This window comes from Amycolatopsis kentuckyensis (genome assembly GCF_002155975.1).
GTDB classification, from domain to species: domain Bacteria; phylum Actinomycetota; class Actinomycetes; order Mycobacteriales; family Pseudonocardiaceae; genus Amycolatopsis; species Amycolatopsis kentuckyensis.
In genome coordinates this window covers 1-2,068 of the sequence record NZ_MUMI01000295.1, presented here as the reverse complement: position 1 = coordinate 2,068, position 2,068 = coordinate 1, and the positions used below count along the sequence as shown (strand labels likewise).

Genomic DNA, 2,068 nt, shown 5'->3' with positions numbered 1-2,068 from the left:
ACCAGGACCAGACCGGCGCCCTCGGCCATGCCCATGCCGTCGGCGCCGGCCCCGAACGCCTTGCAGCGGCCGTCGGCGGCCAGCCCGCGCTGACGGCTGAAGGCGGTGAACGACGACGGCGTCACCATCACCGCGACCCCGCCCGCGAGGGCCAGCGAGCACTCACCGCGGCGCAGGGCTTGCGCGGCCAGGTGCAACGCCACCAGCGACGACGAGCAAGCGGCGTCGATGGTCAGCGCCGGGCCCTCCAGGCCGAGCGTGTAGGCGACCCGGCCGGACAGCACGCTCGACACGCTGCCGGTGAGCAGGTGCCCTTCGAGACCGTCGGGGATCGCCCGCATCCGGCTGTAGTAGTCCTGGTAGTTGGCGCCGACGAAGACGCCCGCGGGCTCGCCGCGCAGCGTGGCCGGGTCGATCCCGGCGTGCTCGACGGTCTCCCACGCGACCTCCAGCAGGAGCCGCTGCTGCGGGTCCATCGCCAGCGCTTCACGCGGGGAAATCCCGAAGAAGCCGGCGTCGAAGTCGGCGACGTCGTGCAGGAAGCCGCCTTCGCGGACCGTCGAGGTGCCCTGCTCGTCGGCGTCGCCGCCGAACAGCTTCGCCAGGTCCCAGCCGCGGTCGGTGGGGAACCCGGAGATGGCGTCGCGGCCTTCGGCGACGAGGGTCCACAGGTCGTCCGCGGACCGCACCCCGCCGGGATAGCGGCAGCCCATGCCGATGACGGCGATCGGCTCGTCGGCGGCCGCGACCCGGGTGACGGCCGCCGGTTCGGCGCGCGTGCCGAGAGCCGCGTCCCGCAGGTGCGCGGCCAGCCGCAGCGGGGTCGGGTGGTCGAAGACCAGCGTCGCGGGCAGCCTCAGGCCGGTCGCGGCGGCGATCCGGTTGCGGACGTCGAGCGCGGTGAGCGAGTCGAAGCCGAGGTCGCTGAACGGCCGGTCCGGCTCGACGGCGTCGCCGCTCGCGTGCCCGAGCACCGCGGCGGCCTGGGCGCGGACCAGGTCCAGGAGCACCCGGTCGACGTCGCCGCCGGACAGGCCGGCGAGCTGCTGCGCCAGCGGCGTGGACTCCGGGGCCGGGGCCTCCTGCGGGCGGCGAACCTGGGGCAGGTCGTCGAACAGCGGCCGGGCGCGGCCGGCGGTGAAGACCGGCAGGAACCGGGCCCAGTCGACGGCGGCGAGCACGGTGAACGTTTCGTCGTGCCCGAGGGTTTCGTGCAGTGCGGTGATCGCCGTGGCCGGGTCCATCAGCGGCAGCCCGCGGCGGGCCAGCTGACCGGAGTCGACGCCTTCGGACATCCCGCCCCGGCCCTCGATGTCCGTCGGTGCCCAGACGCCCCAGGCGATCGACGTCGCGGTCGCGCCGCGGGCCCGGCGCCGCTCGGCCAGGGTGTCGAGGAAGGTGTTGGCGGCGGAGTAGGCCGCGTGGTCGCCGCTGCCCCAGACACCGGCGATCGAGGAGAACAGCACGAACCGGTCGAGGTCGTCGCCGAGCAGCTCGTCGAGGTGCCGGGCCCCGGCGACCTTCGCGCGGACGACCTCGGCGAACCCCGGCAGGGTCGTCTCGGTCACCGGCAGCAGCTCGACCGTGCCCGCGGCGTGGAAGACCGAGCGGACCGGCTCGTCGAGCCCGGCCAGCAACGCGGCGAGGGCGTCGCGATCGCCGACGTCGCAGCGGGCCAGGGTGACCCGCGTGCCGAGTGCCTCCAGCTCGGCGGCGAGTTCGCGGGCGCCGGGCGCGTCCGGTCCGCGACGCCCGGTCAGGACCAGGTGCGGGGCGCCTTCGCGGGCGAGCCAGCGGGCGACGTGCGTGCCGAGCGCGCCGGTGCCGCCGGTGACGAGCACGGTGCCTGCGGGCTGCCAAGGACGCGGGCGGTCGCTCCGGCCGGCGGTGCGCAGGCGCCGGAGGCGGAGGCCGCCCGGCCGGACGGCGAGCTGGTCTTCGGCACCGCCGTTGGCGAGGATCCGGCCCAGCCGGTCGAGTTCGGCCGCGCCGGGTTCCGGTGTCAGATCGACCAGGCCGCCCCAGCGGTCGGCGTGTTCGAGCGCGAGGACGCGGCCGAGGCCCCAGA

1 protein-coding gene is annotated in these 2,068 nt (G+C 76.0%); it reads right to left on the bottom strand.

What is annotated here, in order from left to right; genetic code table 11:
* A partial coding sequence (locus tag CCN39_RS27265) for a type I polyketide synthase (protein ID WP_143264163.1) occupies positions 1 to 2,068 on the bottom strand: 2,068 nt, incomplete at both ends.